We start from the raw sequence: 17,304 nt of genomic DNA, 5'->3' as shown, positions 1-17,304 counted from the left end.
TGCCGAGAACATACGCGGGGCCCTGGCTCCCAAACAGGTGAAGGGCGATCCAACCGCATGGCCGGATTATCACGCCCTGGAATCCAGCATTACGCTGATGCCTCACTCAATGCAGCGCGTTCGGCCACATGCCGTAAAGAGTCGAAATTGATATTGGCGCCGGAGTCGATGGCAATCAGTGTCTGATCCCGCACACCCGTTCGCGCAACGTATTTCTTGATGCCAGCAACGGCCAGAGCGCCAGAAGGCTCTGTGATAGAGCGTGTATCGTCGTAGATATTCTTCATCGCGATGCAAAGCTCATCGTTACTGACAGTCAGTACCTCATCGACGCAAAACCTGCACACCTCAAAGCCGTGGGCGCCGATCTGCGCGACCGCCACACCATCGGCAAAGGTGCCCACACTTGGCAGCACCACTCGATCATCGGCCTGGAGGGCTGCATTCAAACAGGCTGAATGTTCCGACTCGACGCCAATGATGCGCACCTCTGGCCGCAAGTATTTAACGTAAGCCGCGATGCCGGCGATCAAACCGCCACCGTCCACCGGAACAAAGATGGCATCCAGCCCCCCTTGATGCTGACGCAGTATTTCCATGGCGACCGTGCCCTGCCCGGCAATGACATCTGGATCATCGAAAGGCGAAACAAAAGTTTTGCCGGTTTGGCTTGCCAGTTCTAGTGCATGAGACAAGGCAAACGGAAAGCTTTCGCCGTGCAGCAGTGCCTGGGCGCCACGACTACGGACTCCTGACACCTTCAACTCTGGCGTCGTGGTGGGCATGACAATCATGGCGTCGATGCCAAGTTGCCGTGCTGCCAATGCCACACCCTGGGCATGATTACCCGCTGAAGCGGTGATCACTCCGCGCTTCTTTTGCGCCGCGCTCAAGTTGACCAGTTTGTTGTAGGCGCCTCGGATCTTGAAGGAAAAGGTCGGTTGAAGATCTTCGCGCTTGAGCAGGATCTGGTTACCCAATGCCAACGATAATGCAGGTGCCGGCTGCAGGGGCGTATGCACGGCCAGTTCGTAAACCGGCGCGGCGAGGATCTTTTTGACGTACTGCTCAAGTAGGGTGTGTTGGGCGAGCGTACTGGGCATGATCGTCTCCTGACATTGATCAGAGCCCCGAGACAGAAAATGAAAACCCGCCTCCAGGGCGGGTTGGGTGCTGCAGTCGTGAGCTAGCCCGCCAAATGAGGAATGGCGGTAATAATGCTTGGCTGGCAGCGCAATACGATGAAAGTCATGCTCGGAAATTAGCCGGGCGCCGACGGCAAGTCAACGGCCAATTTCCAAATTCTTCGGTAGCTGATCGGCAACGCCTCATTTACGTTTGCGTGGCGCCAAAAGCATCGGACTTTGCAGTGTTCCGTAACGCAGTTGCCCCTTTATCTGAAACATTGCAGTGGATTAGACCGCACCCATTCAACAACGGACTGGCTCCAGCTAAGGCCGAGAAAAAACTTAACGTCGTGTCCGGGATTAGTTGCCCACTACAGAGCGTCCGTTCTGAGTGACTGAAGAACTCGACCTTTATCGAACCCTTGCCGAAGCGATAGGTCTGCTCTTGTACACGTCCACGGAAATAATCGAATGTCCGCTCAACACACCCTTGTCGTCCTCGCTCGGGGCGGATATGCCGCTCGAGGCGTTCTGTATCTGATCATTGGTATCTTCGCGCTGCTGGCGGCTCAAGACTCAACAAAACCGAAGGACAGCCACAAAAGCCTTGAAGCGTTATTGAGCCAGCCATTTGGATATGTCCTGGTTGGGCTAGTGGTGGCGGGACTACTGGCCTTCGCAGGGTGGCGAGTGCTGCAAGCCATTCGCGACGTCGATCATCACGGTACGAAACTAAAGGGGCTGGTGATTCGTGCGGGTTTGTTGGCGGGCGGTTTACTCAATGGTGCTCTTGCGTTTTTTGCATTAGGGCTGCTCATTAGCGGCGTCAGAAGCTCAGGTAATGCCGGAGGTGGGGAGACGAAGGATCTACTGGCGCATCTTTTGTCCTGGGATCACTCAAACGTGGTCGTCTACCTCATGGCGCTCGTTCCATTAGGCGTAGGAATTGCTCACATCATCAAAGGATGGAAAGCGTCGTTCGAGAAGTATTTTGAGGCTGATGAGGACGTGATGCGATACGTCCGTCCGGTGGCTCGTTTCGGACTCATGGCTCGCGGCGTGGTGTTTCTTGAGATCGCCCTGCTCCTGGCAATCAGCGGCTCCCGTTATCAGGCCACGGATCCACCTGGCATGAAGGAAGCGCTCGATGCTCTGCAGAACCTACCGGTTGGCGGTTTGATTCTGATGGTGATGGCTTTGGGGTTAATTGCCTTTTCGGCCTACAGCTTCTCCGAAGCCGCATGGCGCAAGATAAACATGGATGTGCCTGGGGTAACGAAAACATAGGCGCGTGGCAGGAGGCATCGCCGAAGCGGAACCCTCCGTATTAAATTAATTTGAACCGCTTTGAGACGTGCTCGCCTAATGATCAGCTTGTGATGAATTGCACAGGCAATGTGCCAATAACGGCATACTCCGAGAGGTGATCGACGTGGCTAAAGACGAGAAGAAAAGCAAAGGTGACGCTTCGAAAGCAAGCAAGGATTTGAAAGACAAAAAGGCATCACCGGCGAAGAAATCAGCTGCGGCCTCGGCTCTTTCGAAGTCTTCCGAAAAGAAAGACAAGAAAAAAGATGCCGAACCAAAGAAATCTGCAAAAAAAGCTGATAGCAAGCCAGAAAAGGCCAAGAAATCAGAGAAAGCAGAAAAGTCGACGAAAAAGAAAAAGTGACATCCTGGTATTTGCTAGGGCTTTACGCCCTAGCTTACTCAGGCCGAGTTGTTCGCAACCGCGATCAGTACCTTCGCCATGAAGGTGGAGCATTTGGACAATCTTGATTGGGTTCAATGGCCCGCTATGTTCGTCACGGTACTTGCGGCGTGGCTGATCGGATCTCAGCGCCCAAGAAGGCGAATGACCGGGTTCGTATTGTTCAGCTTGAGTAACGTGCTATGGGTGATTTGGGGCATTTATGCGCAAGCTCATGCGCTTATCGTGTTACAGATTTGCCTGTTCCTGATGAATCTCCGTGGGTTCAAAAAGAACTCTAGAGGCCCGTAGCATCAGGATCCCGGGATACCCTCGAATCTTTGAGATTCTTTCTGAAACCCCGGGCGTTCATCCCTAGAAGCACACACTCAAGTACGATCAACGCATAAGCGTGCGAGTGAAGACCCCAGACAACCCACAACGCATTGCTCGCGATGAACCCCCAAAACGCGATCATCCGTCGGCGTGGTCGTTGGGAACCGACGAACCAGGCCGAGATCACCGTGACCACCATAGCGGGCCATTGCACAAGATCGATATATTCCAAGCCAACTCCCCTCGCGCTACAGCCTTATTCAATGTGCAACGCCAGCACTCGCCAGCGAGTTGAGAGTGGGCAGTCCACTCAAACCGTGGATATGGCGAATAGGTGATTCGGGCCATCGACGCGGTAGATGTAAGGGGCTGGACACCGCTGCACAGCTCAAAGTTCTAAGCGAAGCCTTCGGGTTACGGTTTCGTTCGCTAATCGCACGACATCTCCTGCCAGGACACCCGCCTGCGCCCATTGTTTGGCACCCTATGCACATCGTTGCAGTAACCATGAATTCATGCGGTTTGGCGTCAGAGCATTCTGTTCGGCCAACTTGAAAACAGGAGTAAGCCTTGATCAATAAAACATTTGAATCCGTCGCTGCTGCACTGGACGGTATTGCCGATGGTTCGGTCATCATGGTGGGTGGCTTCGGTACTGCCGGGATGCCGTCGGAGTTGGTAGATGGCGTCATCGCTTCGGGTGCTCGCGATCTGACCATCATCAGCAACAATGCCGGCAATGGTGAAATCGGCCTGGCCGCCTTGCTCAAGGCCGGGCGCGTTGCCAAGGTCATCTGTTCGTTTCCGCGCCAATCCGATTCCTATGTATTCGACGAACTCTACCTGGCGGGAAAAGTACAGCTTGAGGTGGTGCCGCAAGGCAATCTGGCCGAACGTATTCGTGCGGCTGGCTCTGGAATCGGTGCGTTTTATTCGCCTACCGGATATGGCACCTTACTGGCCGAAGGCAAGGAAACCCGGGTAATCGACGGTCGTAACTATGTGCTGGAAATGCCGTTGCATGCCGATGTCGCACTGATCAAGGCTGAAAGTGGCGATCGCTGGGGCAACCTCACCTATCGCAAAGCCGCGCGTAATTTTGGACCGATCATGGCGATGGCAGCGAAAACGACAATCGCCCAGGTCAAGCGGATTGTCGAGTTGGGAGAGCTGGACCCCGAGCACATCATCACGCCAGGGATCTTCGTTCAGCGCGTGGTTGCAGTGCCGCTCACCCCTATCTCGAATGCCAACGTCAACTGAGGCCCGCCATGACTGTCATGAAAAAACTATCGCGTAGCGAAATGGCCCAGCGTGTGGCCGACGATATTCTCGAAGGCTATTACGTGAACCTGGGCATTGGCGTGCCCACGCTGGTGGCCAACTACCTGGGTGACAAGGAAGTGTTCCTGCACAGTGAAAACGGTGTACTGGGCATGGGCCCGAGTCCTGCGCCGGGCGAGGAAGACGATGACCTGATCAACGCGGGCAAACAGCATGTGACGCTGCTGCCCGGTGGGGCCTACTTTCACCACGCCGATTCGTTTTCGATGATGCGCGGTGGGCACATCGATATTGCCGTGCTTGGCGCCTTCCAGGTTTCGGTCAACGGCGACCTTGCCAACTGGCACACCGGTGCCGAAGGTTCCATTCCCGCAGTGGGTGGCGCAATGGACCTCGCGACAGGCGCACGCCAGGTGTTCGTCATGATGGATCACCTGACCAAGACTGGCGAAAGCAAATTGGTGCCGCAATGCACTTACCCACTGACCGGCATTGGCTGCGTGACTCGGATTTATACCGACCTGGCTATTCTGGACGTGACTGCGCAAGGCTTGAAGGTGCGGGAGATCGTCGCCGATATCAGCTTTGAAGACTTGCAAGCGCTCAGTGGCGTGCCGCTGATTCGATAACGGATCGAGTTTGCGTGGCCACGCAGCCATGTTGCCGGACGACTTCAAGCGTGTCCGGCAACATGGCTGCGATGGGTTGCTTGTTCGCTGGCGGCCGGACGCAGGCTGAACTGAACGTCATCTCGACGTTGTGGCCCTGGGTCGAACTGGGAAGAAGAGTCAGCCTGTTCAGGCCGCTATCCGGGTTGCCTGCAGTGCCAACTCGTGCAAACTGGCCAAACGCTGCATGACGCGCTCGACCACTTCCAGCCTGGCCACCGCACCACTGCGCAACTCCCCCATCGATTGCAAGGCGACCTCGGCCTTGTCCAGCCCCAGGCGCGTTGAATCGGTAAGCTGTTCAAGCCCCTGACGGGCATCTTGGGCCGACTTTTCCAGGCCTGTGGCGATCTGCCGGATTTGCGCACTGGAGTCCGCTGCCTGGCGCGACAGATTACGGACCTCGTCCGCCACCACTGCAAAACCGCGGCCATGATCACCGGCCCGCGCGGCCTCGATCGCGGCATTGAGTGCCAGCAGGTTGGTCTGTCGGGCGATGTCCTGGATGCTGCCGACAATCGCACCGATGCGTACCGACTGGCTGCCCAGCTCATCGAACACCTGGTCCAGGCGCTGCAGATACTGATCCAGGTCCCCAAGCACCGCAGCCGAAGACTGCATGCTCACCGCACTGGCCTGTACCCGCTCGCCCGCGCCTCGCGCCAACTGGTTGGCGAAGCGCATGTCTTCTTCAGTTTGCAGCACCACTCGGGTCAGGTGTTCAAGTGCCACCTTTACTTGAGCCCCCGGCCAAGCGGGCTCGGCCACAGGCAACGACACAAGCGGGACCGGCGCGTTGCAAATCATCGGTTCCGGCTCCTGCTGTACAAGCACTTCAACCACCCGCACTGGCTGACGGTGATAAAGCACCGCCGCTGCCAGCAGCAACAGGTCGATGATGCCGGCATATATCAGGTGCAGGCCATTGCCGGCAGCGAGCAGCAACACCGCGCTGCCAGCGGCAACCAAGGCCAATCGCGCCAGAATTTTATTGCTCATACTTGTCTCCAGGTCACTCACAGCAACGTCCAGGTGAAGCTCAGGATCAGTGTGCTCTTATTGTTGTTATGAACGAGGCAAGGCGTGGCGTCAGCATTGTTGCGCGCCATGTAAAGCACCGTCACGCAGGATGCAAGTGGAAGGTATTGAGACGGTGAGCGTGGCAATATCCGCTTTGCGCTTATCGCTATCCGCTTTGTGCAAGGGCACGACATAGATGCTGATCAGCGCGCGTACCGATTCTGCAAAGACCGAAGGCAAAATCAATGACGCCAACGTACCGATCAAGGTGTTCTGAACAGCATGAGCGCGCCCGGTTCAACCGGGCCGTGAAATACCGTGCTGACGCAGTTTGCGATAGAGCGTATTGCGGCTAATCCCCAGGCGTGCGGCAACATGGGCGATATGCCAGTGTTCTGCCTCAATCAGCGTCAGCAGCGTCTGCCGTTCGGATACCCCAAGCGGATCTTCAGCCAGCGCGGCGGTCGCTGGCGGTTCCGGCAGCAACTCTGCCAAGTCGTCCAGGGTGACACGTCCCTCCAACGCCAACGCTACCAGTGTGCGCAAACACGTACGCAGCTGCCGGACATTGCCCGGCCACGGTTGTTTCAGCAAGCGTTCCCTGACGCCCGCCTCCAGCCGAATCCTTGCACCTTTCGTCTCTTCGCGTAGCAGCAGGTCGAGCACACTGCCTTTGTCTGATCGTTCGCGCAACGGCGGGAGCTGCACGGCGAATCCGGCGATGCGATAAAACAGATCTTCGCGAAAGCGCCCTTCGGCCACACAGGTCAGCAGATCCTGGTGGCTGGCACTGATAAGGCGTACGTCGAGGGGACGCGCCGTCGCGCTACCTAGCGGCACCACTTCACGCTCCTCCAGCACCCGCAGCAGGCGAGTCTGTAACGCCAGTGGCATATCGGCGATCTCATCGAGAAATAGAATGCCGCCATGGGCCTGTTCCAGCTTACCGATCATCCCGTCCTTGCGTGCACCGGTGAAGCTGCCGCCGCGATAGCCGAACAGTTCGCTCTCGATCAGCGTTTCTGGAATGGCCGCACAATTGATCGCCACAAACGGCTGGCTCGCCCTGGCGCTGGCGCGATGCAGCGCCGCCGCAAAGGCTTCTTTGCCGGTACCGGTTTCGCCCTGCAGGAACACCGGAACGTCACGTTCCAAAACACGCAATGCGCGAGCAAAGCCGCGTTGCAGGCGCGGGTCTTCGAGGCACACGCGCACATCGTTGATCTTGGGGACAGCAGGAGTGACCAAAGGCACCTGGCGCAGGGGTTCTCGCAGCTGTCCGTAGAGCAGGCGCCCGTCCACCAGCCGCATTGGCCAACAGACACTCGGTTGGGCGCTGGCCTGACTCATCACCTGATCGATAGGTGTTTCCAGCAGCATCGTCAGAGATTGCCCGATCACTTGATCACGGCTGAGGCCCAGCAGATCCAGCGCCGCTTGATTGACGGAACAGATACGGGCGCCCTCGTCGAAACTGAGCAGTCCTTCACCCAGCAGCCCAACGAAGCCGGCCTCAGGATGGAAGCGCAGCAAGTATCGTTGCGGATCATGCCCCAGGAAAAAACAGTTCTCGATCAACTTGGCTGACAGGTTGGTCAATGCCATGGCCTGGAAGTGTTGCTGAAGACTGTGGTCATCCCTTGCAGAAGAGAGGTTGAGCACGGCAAGCAACTCTCCACCGGCATCGAATATCGGGCTGGCCGAACAGGTCAGGCCGACGTGTTTGCCACGGAAATGCTCATCTCGACGGATGGTCACATGTTGGCGCTCGACCAGGCAGGTGCCGACACCGTTGGTGCCCTCACAATCCTCACTCCACACCGAGCCGAGCCACAGCCCGGAGCGCTGGGCATCGGCGCGTTCCGATTCGTTGAACACACTGTCGATCGCCACACCGCGAGCATCGGTGAGCAGTACCACGTGGCCGTCCCGCCCGAGCTGTTGGTGCAAACTGTTCATCTGCCAGTGCGCCACGGCAATAATGTGTTCCAGAGGCGCTCGGTGATCCTGCAAGCGTGCTTGTTCAACCACATTAGGTGCGCGGCGGCTGGCGGGATCGAGCTGATACTGATCCAGGCATCGGCGCCAGGATCGCGTGATGGCCAGGTCAGCAACGGGACTGTGGCTGGCGACAGTGCCCTGCACAGCTTGTAGCACTTGTTGTGCATGGGCGTTGATCAAAGCCGGCTTCATTGTTGTTGTTCTCCGCTACGGTCAGGACACGGGTCTATTCGCAGCTTATATGAAAAGACGGCAACGAGCGTTTTTTGCGCCGCGTGACACTCTGTCATCCGCCATTCCCGAATTCGTGACATGAATCCTGATCAAGGCCTGGGCAATATTACGCCAGCCGCTCTGCAACAACGCTTTCGTGAAGATGGCCCGCGCCTTGCTCTAGGACTGGTCGTTACCAAAACAACAAGATCGGGAGAGGCTCCATGAACATCGCTGTCGAAACACCCCTGCAAACGCCAACTGCCCAGCTCGCGACCTGGGTCGAAACCCTCGGCGAGCGCCTCGCCCAACGTGATCTGGACGGCACGCTGGAACTGTTTGCCGAGGAGTGTCACTGGCGGGACCTGCTACTTTTCAGCTGGAACCTGGTGACCTTGGAAGGCAAGCCTGCCATCCGGGATATGCTCGAAACGCGCCTCGACCAGACTCATCCCGGGCGATGGATACTGGAAGGTGAGGCGACGCTGAACAACGGTGTGCTCGAAGGCTGGATCAGCCTGGAAACCGACGCGGCGCGAGGTAAAGGCTACGTGCGCTTGAAGGAAGGCTTGTGCTGGACGCTGCTGACGACCATGCGTGAGCTCAAGGGTTATGAAGAACCCAGCGGCCGCCGTCGCCCAATGGGGGCCAGTCATGGTCACACCCATGCCGACAAACGCAACTGGCTGGAGCGCCGTCGTGATGAAGAAGCCGCGCTCGGCATCACCAGCCAACCGTACTGCCTGATCGTGGGCGGCGGCCAGGGCGGGCTGGGGCTCGCAGCGCGGCTCAAGCGAATGGGCGTGCCAACCCTGATCGTCGACAAGGCCGAACGGCCTGGCGATCAGTGGCGCGGTCGCTACAAGTCGCTGTGTTTGCACGACCCGGTCTGGTACGACCACATGCCCTACCTGCCCTTCCCCGATCACTGGCCGGTCTTCACCCCGAAAGACCAGATTGGCGACTGGCTGGAAATGTACACCAAAGTCATGGAGCTCAATTATTGGCCGCGCACAGAATGCGTGAGCGCCAGCTTTGACGAACAAAGTGGCACCTGGAAGGTTGAAGTGCAGCGCGATGGCGAGCGTCTGACTTTGCAGCCGACCCAGTTGATCCTCGCCACCGGCATGTCTGGCGTACCCAATGTGCCCAGTTATCCGGGTGCCGAGGCATTCAAAGGCCAGCAGCATCATTCCAGCCGCCATCCCGGCGGAGACGCCTGGCGCGGCAAGCGTGCGGTGGTCATCGGTGCGAACAATTCGGCTCACGACATCTGCGCCGACCTGGTGGAGAACGGCGCCGAGGTGACCATGGTGCAGCGCTCCAGCACCCACATCGTGCGTTCCGACAGTTTGATGGAGCTCGTGTTCGGCGGGCTCTACTCTGAAGACGCCGTGGAATCGGGTTTGACCACGGACAAGGCTGACATGCTGTTCGCCTCGATCCCCTACAAGGTCATGCCAAGCTTTCATCAACCCGTCTTTGACGCGATCAAGGAGCGTGACAAGGACTTCTACGAGCGCTTGGCCAAGGCCGGCTTCATGCTCGATTTCGGTGACGATGAGTCCGGGCTATTCATGAAGTACGTACGCCGTGGTTCTGGTTACTACATCGACGTCGGCGCCTCTGAACTGATCGCCAACGGCACGATCAAGCTCAAGAGCGCGCCTGGCCTGGGTGTCGAACGCATCGAAGCGGATGCCGTCGTGCTCAACGATGGCAGCCGGCTACCGGCCGATCTGATCGTCTACGCCACGGGCTATGGCTCAATGAATGGTTGGGCGGCGAAGCTGATTTCCCAGGAAGTCGCTGACAAGGTCGGTCGTTGCTGGGGCTTGGGTTCCGGAACCACGAATGATCCTGGCCCCTACGAGGGCGAACTGCGGAACATGTGGAAGCCAACCCAGCAGGAGAACCTCTGGTTCCACGGCGGCAACCTGCATCAATCACGGCATTATTCGCTGTATCTGGCGCTGCAGTTGAAGGCGCGCTTCGAAGGGATCAATACATCCGTCTACCGCCTTGCAAAGCGTCACCACACCGGCTGAGTCAAATGGCGCCCAGTCTTGGCTAGGCGCCTCTGCACTCTGGCCCCATTGGGTCTTCTGGTTCTCCATCCGTCGCCATCGAGTCGTGCGTATAATGCGTTTCCTTTCAATCGCTTAAGCTGTCCAATGAAAAAACTGCTTGCCATCGTAGCGCTGTCGCTCTCGATCATTACCCCCGCCTTTTCCAGTCCTCCATCGACCTTCTCCGAAGCCAAGGTCATCGCAAAGCAGAAGATCTACCTCGACCAGGCGAACAGCGCCATGGGCGAGCTCTATTGCGGCTGCAAATGGACGTGGGTCGGTAAGTCGGGTGGCCGTATCGATGCCGAATCATGCGGCCTCAAGGCCAGGAAACACGAGAATCGTGCGCAGCGGACTGAGTGGGAACACATCGTTCCCGCCTGGACGTTCGGTAACCAACGCCAATGCTGGAAGAACGGCGGGCGCGAACACTGTGTAGACGATGATCCTGTGTTTCGAGCAATGGAAGCAGACCTGTTCAACCTGTACCCCTCTGTTGGAGAGGTGAACGGCGACCGGAGTAATTTCAACTACGGCATGGCCGCCGGGATAGCGCCGCAGTATGGCCAATGCAAGACGCGGGTGGATTTCGACCAACATGCTGCGGAACCGCGTGACGAGGTCAAAGGGCTGGTTGCCCGAACAACCTTTTACATGTTCGACAGATACAAACTGAGCATGTCACGTCAGCAGCAACAGCTACTGATGGCTTGGGACAAGCAGTACCCGGTTTCGCCTTGGGAAATAGAGCGGGATCGACGCATTGCAGCGATCATGGGGCACTCCAATCCATTCGTAACGGGCGAGCGTCGATGGTCGCAAGGATACAAGGCAGTGGGTGATGGGGTGGTTAGCGCCATTCCTGTTAATCCTCCGCGAACAGCAGCCCAGCCAACCTTGGCCAGCGCGACCGGCGCAGGCTTGATCATTGGCAACCGAAATAGCCAGGTCTACCACCTCTCCATCGGGTGCCCTGGGTATGCTCAGATGTCCGCGAAAAATCAGGTCTCCTTCACGTCAGAATCGGAAGCTCAGGCGGCGGGATATCGAAAGGCAGGCAACTGCAAATAGGGGGTTTGCCGCCCCCGGCAACGTCAAGAGAACGGCCTTTCCAGCAAAGGCCGTTCCGACCACTGATCATTTATATTCGTGCTTTTCCCGTACTTCCGATATGCGGTCATAACTTTCGCGTTCCTCCGAGTCCTAACAAGCTGATCGTCGATGGAATATTGGCGTGCGCTGCGGTTTAGCCTGTTACGGAGATAAGTTAATGATATTCAACGTACAAAATTTTGGCGCTAAAGGCGATGGAAGTACCGACGACACGGCGGCGATACAGAGTGCCATTGATGCGGCAGCTGCTGCTGGTGGCGGTCAGGTGTATATGCCAGCCGGAACCTACATCGTTTCCGCAGGGACGGAACCCTCAGACGGTTGCCTGATGCTCAAGAGCAACGTCTACCTGTACGGCGACGGGATGGGCGTCACCAACGTCAAGGTGGCCGACGGCTCCGACACCAAGATCACGGGCGTTATCCGCTCCGCCTATGGTGAGGAAACCCACGATTTCGGGGTCAGTAATCTCACCATCGACGGCAACCGCGACAACACCACGGGCAAGGTCGACGGATGGTTCAACGGCTACATTCCCGGCGAAGAAGGCTACGATTCCAACGTCACCCTCGACAGCGTCGAGATCAAGGATTGCTCCGGGTATGGTTTCGATCCCCACGAGCAGACCGTCAACATGGTCATCAAGAACAGCGTGTCCCATGGCAATGGCCTGGACGGCTTCGTCGCTGACTTCCTGAGCGACAGCACCTTTGAAAACAACATTGCCTACGACAACGACCGCCACGGTTTCAACGTCGTTACCAGCACCCACGACTTCACCCTGACCAATAACATTGCCTACGACAACGGCGGCAATGGCATCGTGGTGCAGCGCGGCAGCGAAGACATTCCCTCCCCGAGCAATATCACCATTACCGGTGGCGAGGTGTACGGCAACGGCGCCGAAGGGGTGCTGATCAAGCTGTCCAGCGAGGTGACGGTCACTGGCGTCGATATCCACGACAACGCCAGCGCCGGGGTGCGCATCTACGGCAGCAACCACGTCGAGATCATCGACAACACGCTCAACAACAACTCCCTGGGCAACCCCGTTCCGGAAATCATCATCCAGTCCTACGACGACACCCTGGGCGTGTCCGGCAAGTACTTCAACGGCAGTGACAATACGATCCAGGGCAACATCATCAGCGGCAGCGACCTGTCGACCTATGGCGTTGCAGAGCGCAATGAAGACGGCACCGATCGCAACGCCATCGTCGGCAACACCATCAGCCACACCAGCAAAGGCGCGACGCTGGTCTATGGCGACGGCAGCTACGCCAGTGCCACGGTGCCGATGACCACTGTGCAAGGCACGGCTGGCAACGACACCCTGCTGGGCAGCACCGCCAGCGAGATCTTCTTCGGCGCAGCCGGGAACGACACCATCAACGGCGGAGCCGGTGCCGACATTCTGGTGGGCGGTGCGGGCATCGACAAACTCACGGGCGGTACCGGCGCCGATACCTTCCGTTTCTCCTCGCAGTCCGACAGTTACCGCAACGCCACCGCAAGCTTCGATGACACGATCACCGACTTCGACGTCACCCAGGACAAGATCGACCTCGCCGGCCTTGGTTTCACCGGCCTGGGCAATGGCCGTGGCGGCACGCTGCAGGTCAGCTACAGCGCCAGCAATGACCGTACCTACATCAAGGACTACGACGCCGACGCCAGCGGCAATCGCTTCGAGCTGATTCTTTCGGGCAATCTCGCCAGCACCCTGACCGCCAGCAATTTCATCTTCAATCGCGTGGTCACCGGCACCAGCGCCAGTGACGCGTTGTCAGGCAGCGATTCGGCCGACACCTTGCTTGGCCTGGCAGGCAACGACAGCCTGGCTGGCGGCGCGGGCGATGACAAGCTTGACGGCGGCGCCGGCATGGACAGCCTTTCCGGTGGCGCCGGAGCGGACACTTTTGTCTTCTCCAGCCGCATGGACAGTTATCGCAACTACAACACTGGCGGCGCCAACCTCAGCGACGTGATCACCGATTTCGATATCAGCGCCGACAAGATCGACCTCTCGGCCATCGGTTTTACCGGCCTGGGCGATGGCAAGAACAACACGGTGTACCTGGCGCTGAACAGTACCGGCACCAAGACCTACATCAAGTCGCTGGCAGCCGACGCCGATGGCAACCGTTTCGAAGTGACGCTCACTGGCAACTACCTCGACAAGCTGACCAGCGCCAACTTTGTCTTTGCCACGGCGTCTACGACCAACCAGGCGCCGGTGCTGGCTACCCCCCTGCTCGATCAGAACGCCACGGAAAGCACCCCGTTCAGCTACGTGGTGCCGGCCACCAGCTTCACCGATCCGGATAACGACAGCCTCAGCTACATCGCCAAACTGGCCGATGGCAGCGCCCTGCCCGCCTGGCTGACGTTCGATGCAGCGACTCGTACGTTCAGCGGAACACCGAGCGATACCGCATCGGGCACTTACTCTATCCAGGTCACCGCGACGGATGGCAGCAACGCCACGGTCAGCGACAGCTTTACCCTCGCGGTGCAGGATGTGCCGGCCTCTTCCACGCAGATCAACGGCACGCCGAACAATGACACCCTGACCGGCACCGCTGCCAATGAACAACTGTTCGGTGGCGCCGGCAACGACACGCTCAATGGCGGCGCGGGCAACGATATTCTGGTGGGTGGCACGGGGGCGGACAAGCTCACCGGCGGCGCGGGTGCTGATGTGTTCCGCTACACCTCGTCGCTCGACAGTTACCGCACCAGTTCCACCAGCGTCAGCGACCAGATCCTCGATTTCGACGTGACCGCCGACAAGATCGATGTGGCGGCGCTTGGTTACACGGCCCTGGGCAACGGTCTGAATGGCACCCTGCAACTGACCTACAGCGCGTCGACCAACCGCACTTACCTCAAGGACCTCACCGTCGACGCCAACGGCAACCGCTTCGAAGTGTCGATGGCGGGCAACCTGGTGAGCAGTCTGACGGCGAGTCATTTTGTCTTCGCCGGCCAGAACACCTCGAGCAATGTCGCGCCGGTGGTGACCATTCCCCTGCTCGACCAGAACGCCACCGAAAGCACGCCATTCAGTTACACGGTGGCCCGTGACAGCTTCACCGACGCCAACCAGGATGCATTGGTCTATACCGCGACCCTGGCCGACGGCAGCGCCCTGCCTGCCTGGCTGAGTTTCAACGCCACCAGCCTTTCGTTCAGCGGCACGCCGCTGAGCACGGCGTCCGGCAATTACAACGTCCTGGTCAAGGCCACCGATCCATCGGGAGCCTCGGTCAGCGACAGCTTCGCCCTGGCGGTGGCCGATGCGCCGGCCACTACCATCGCCGGCACCAACAACGCCGAAACCCTCAACGGCACGGCGGGCGCGGACCTGATCCTTGGCCTGGGTGGCAATGACACCATCAAGGCCGGCACCGGCGCGGACATCCTTGATGGTGGCGCTGGGCGCGACTCGCTGTACGGAGGCGATGGCGCCGACACCTTCCGCTACACCGACGTGCTCGACAGCTACCGTGACTACGACACCGGCGGCATCACCGCCACCGATACGATTTATGACTTTACCGCAGGCGTCGACAAGATCGATGTGTCGGGCCTGGGCTTTCTCGGTCTGGGCGATGGCAGCAATGGCACGCTGTACATGACCCTCAACGCCGCTGGCGACAAGACTTACGTCAAGTCCGCCGAAGCGGATGCCGATGGCAACCGTTTTGAGATTGCCCTCAATGGCAATTACCTCAACACCCTGACCGCCAGCGACTTCGTGTTCGGTGAGCGCGCGCAACAGGACATCCTCTACCTGCCCACCCTCGGCCAATCCAATGCGCGCCTGCTGCGCATGACCGAAGACGACGATCAGTCCGGCACCTCGATGCTGGTCAAGGACCTGGACCGCTACACGCCTTATGACGTGCGCAGCCAGTTCACCGATGCCGATGGCAACGGTATCGACATCGCGGTAGGTGGTAGCACGGTCAACGGCCTGTCGACCCTAAGCGCCGAGGAACTCAAGTTGTGCTGGTGGCTGACCGACACCGATCAACCGGGGCCCGCGCTATTGCGTGCCGTAGCGTTGCTGGGAGATCAACTGACCGAACTGAAATCGATCGATAACGTCACCATGGGCATCATTTGGGGACAAGGCGAAGAAGCCGCCCAGGAGATTGGCCGCGCCACCGACAAGACGGCGGCAGCCGCGGCCTACAAGGCGGCAACCCTGAAGGTGTTTGATTACCTGCATACCCAGTTCGGCAGCTTCAGCGTGTACATGATGGAAACCGGCCACTACCAGGAGGATGCGGCGCGCGCCCGTGGTTATTCGCCCGAGAAGATTGCCTCCATCGTCGAGGGCGTTGGTTATGTCCGCGCCGTCCAAGAGGAGATCGCTGCAGAGCGCACCGACGTCAAGCTGGCGGTGGACTACACCGACCTGCCCTTGCGCTACGAAGTCGATCCGCTGGTGTATCCGGACGACGTCTGGCACCTGCACGAGGAATCGGCGGAAATCGTCGGCCAGCGCCTGGCCGACTACATCGCCAATGACCTTGGGTTTCAAGGTGACCCCAGCGACAACAATAGTGTTCAGGCGATTTTCGACAACGCTCAAAACCAGGGCGGCATGATCTCCGGTACTGACCAGGCCGATACCCTGGTGGGCAGCTCGGGCAATGACACCCTGGATGGCGACCTGGGTGCCGACACCATGACCGGTGGCGACGGCAATGACATCTATGTGGTCGATAACGCATCCGACAGCGTGGTTGAGACCAACACCTCACCCGCGCAGATCGATACGGTACAGGCCTCGGTCAGTTGGACCTTGGGCGCCAATCTGGAAAATCTGGTGCTTACCGGTGTGTCGGAGATCGACGGTAACGGTAATGAGCTGCGTAACTTCATCACCGGCAATGCCGCCGCCAACGTGCTCAATGGTGCCGCAGGGGCCGACAGCATGAGTGGCGGCGACGGTAACGACACCTACTATGTCGACAACGTCGACGACAGCGTGATCGAGGCCCAAAGCAATCCGGTGCCAGGAGGTATCGACAGCGTGCACAGCAGTTTGGCGGCCTACACCCTCAGTGCCAATGTCGAAAACCTGTATATCGATAGCACCGGCGCCGCCAACGGAACGGGCAATGCGTTGGACAACACACTGTTCGCCGCAGCGGGCAACAATGTGCTGGACGGGCGCGAGGGTAATGACACCGTGTCTTTCGAACGCGCCCTGTCCGGTGTCACCGTCACGCTCTCGACGTCAGCGCAACAAAACACCGTGGGTTCAGGGCTCGACACCTTGAAGTTCTTCGAAAACCTGACCGGCAGTGCCTACGCCGACAGTCTGTCGGGCAACAGCGCGGCGAACGTACTCAACGGCGGTGCGGGCAACGATACGCTGGTGGGCGGTTCCGGCGATGACCGCTTGATCGGCGGAGCAGGCACCGACACGCTCACCGGTGGCACGGGTGCGGACACTTACGCATTTGGTGCGCTGTCGGACATGGGTATTGGGGATTTGCGCGATGTGATCAATGGCTTCAAGACCACTGAGGGCGATCACCTGGATTTCACCGGCCTGGACGCCAACCCGTTGACCGCCACTGTCGATACCTTCACCTTCATCGGCAGCAACGCGTTCGACCCTGCCAACGCCACCGGCCAGCTGCGCTTTGCCGATGGCATTCTCTACGGCAGCGTCAACGCCGACGCCACCCCGGAGTTCGAGTTCGCACTGGTGGGGGTCAAGGAGCTGCACGCCAGCGATTTCACCGCATGAGTCAACACCT

Annotated in this window: 11 protein-coding genes and 1 pseudogene; 8 read left to right on the top strand and 4 right to left on the bottom strand. The window is 58.8% G+C overall.

Annotation, left to right across the window (positions count from 1 at the left end):
• Positions 1-89 precede the first annotated feature (89 nt).
• Positions 90-1,103, bottom strand: a complete 1,014-nt coding sequence (gene ilvA, locus PSUM_RS04480; protein WP_083349077.1) for a threonine ammonia-lyase, biosynthetic — start codon at positions 1,101-1,103, stop codon at positions 90-92.
• A 495-nt stretch (positions 1,104-1,598) separates the two neighbouring features.
• On the opposite strand from ilvA, the gene PSUM_RS04475 reads away from it, so the two are divergent.
• From PSUM_RS04475 to PSUM_RS32045, 3 genes are all read left to right on the top strand, one after another.
• On the top strand, positions 1,599-2,414 hold the full coding sequence (locus tag PSUM_RS04475; RefSeq protein WP_083349076.1) for a DUF1206 domain-containing protein: 816 nt from the start codon (positions 1,599-1,601) through the stop codon (positions 2,412-2,414).
• 136 nt (positions 2,415-2,550) lie between these two features.
• A complete protein-coding gene (locus PSUM_RS04470) occupies positions 2,551-2,799 on the top strand; it encodes a hypothetical protein (protein WP_042955357.1) in 249 nt (82 codons plus the stop codon).
• Between the two features lie 78 nt (positions 2,800-2,877).
• Positions 2,878-3,129 (top strand): hypothetical protein, encoded by a 252-nt coding sequence (locus PSUM_RS32045; protein ID WP_370628215.1) that lies wholly within the window; start codon positions 2,878-2,880, stop codon positions 3,127-3,129.
• Here the strand turns inward: PSUM_RS32045 and PSUM_RS32040 are convergent.
• A complete protein-coding gene (locus PSUM_RS32040; protein ID WP_404821811.1) occupies positions 3,116-3,352 on the bottom strand; it encodes a hypothetical protein in 237 nt (78 codons plus the stop codon). The two genes, PSUM_RS32045 and PSUM_RS32040, sit on opposite strands and share 14 nt — an antisense overlap.
• A 371-nt stretch (positions 3,353-3,723) precedes the next feature.
• Between PSUM_RS32040 and PSUM_RS04455 the strand changes: the two genes are divergently transcribed.
• Complete coding sequence (locus PSUM_RS04455) at positions 3,724-4,416, top strand: 3-oxoacid CoA-transferase subunit A (RefSeq protein WP_083349074.1); 693 nt, start codon at positions 3,724-3,726, stop codon at positions 4,414-4,416.
• Between the two features lie 8 nt (positions 4,417-4,424).
• Positions 4,425-5,066, top strand: a complete 642-nt coding sequence (locus tag PSUM_RS04450; RefSeq protein WP_033043343.1) for a 3-oxoacid CoA-transferase subunit B — start codon at positions 4,425-4,427, stop codon at positions 5,064-5,066.
• Between the two features lie 168 nt (positions 5,067-5,234).
• On the opposite strand, the pseudogene PSUM_RS32550 reads toward PSUM_RS04450, so the two are convergent.
• Positions 5,235-5,627: pseudogene (locus PSUM_RS32550) on the bottom strand (methyl-accepting chemotaxis protein); the annotation flags it as partial.
• Positions 5,628-6,422: 795 nt separating this feature from the next.
• A complete protein-coding gene (locus tag PSUM_RS04440) occupies positions 6,423-8,318 on the bottom strand; it encodes a sigma-54-dependent Fis family transcriptional regulator (RefSeq protein ID WP_083349073.1) in 1,896 nt (631 codons plus the stop codon).
• A 245-nt stretch (positions 8,319-8,563) separates the two neighbouring features.
• Here PSUM_RS04440 and PSUM_RS04435 point away from each other — a divergent pair, with 245 nt between their 5' ends.
• The 3 genes from PSUM_RS04435 (at position 8,564) to PSUM_RS04425 (ending at position 17,294) form a co-directional block, all read left to right on the top strand.
• Complete coding sequence (locus PSUM_RS04435; RefSeq protein WP_083349072.1) at positions 8,564-10,387, top strand: NAD(P)/FAD-dependent oxidoreductase; 1,824 nt, start codon at positions 8,564-8,566, stop codon at positions 10,385-10,387.
• 126 nt (positions 10,388-10,513) lie between these two features.
• On the top strand, positions 10,514-11,479 hold the full coding sequence (locus tag PSUM_RS04430; protein WP_042955351.1) for an endonuclease: 966 nt from the start codon (positions 10,514-10,516) through the stop codon (positions 11,477-11,479).
• 199 nt (positions 11,480-11,678) lie between these two features.
• Positions 11,679-17,294: a putative Ig domain-containing protein gene (locus PSUM_RS04425; protein ID WP_033043591.1), complete on the top strand. Its 5,616-nt coding sequence runs from the start codon at positions 11,679-11,681 to the stop codon at positions 17,292-17,294.
• Positions 17,295-17,304: the final 10 nt, after the last annotated feature.

The organism is Pseudomonas umsongensis, from assembly GCF_002236105.1.
GTDB classification, from domain to species: Bacteria; Pseudomonadota; Gammaproteobacteria; order Pseudomonadales; family Pseudomonadaceae; genus Aquipseudomonas; species Aquipseudomonas umsongensis.
This window is presented reverse-complemented; position numbering and strand designations above follow the sequence as displayed.